At 65.1% G+C, this 338-nt stretch carries 1 pseudogene; it reads right to left on the bottom strand.

Annotation, left to right across the window (positions count from 1 at the left end):
• Positions 1-315 (bottom strand): annotated as a pseudogene (locus AC0L16_RS33660) (hypothetical protein); the annotation flags it as partial.
• Positions 316-338: the final 23 nt, after the last annotated feature.

Below are 338 nucleotides of genomic sequence, written 5' to 3'. Positions count from 1 at the left end.
GGGTCGCAGGTGTAGTGCCGTTCGAAGGTCCCGTCCGCGCGCCGCTGCTTGTCGAAGCCGCGATGTAAGGCTCGATCCCGTGCTCGTGGACCAGCCAAAGGGGATCTCGGCCGAGGCGTAGCCACTGCCGGCGGCCAACCGTTTCGGGATCGAGGCCGACGCGATCCTAGTGCGCTCGATCGTCGTGCCGGCCGCGCCTGCCTCCGCATGACGGATGGCGCGGCTTCGCAAAGCGGACATGATTTCGTCACGTGAGATGCCGATGTCGCCAAGAACGTCATCGGGTAAACGGCTCAACTGGTCCGTTGCCGACAAGAGAGCTTTTCGCTCGGCGCGGA

The organism is Mesorhizobium sp. WSM4848 (genome assembly GCF_055811375.1).
This window is presented reverse-complemented; position numbering and strand designations above follow the sequence as displayed.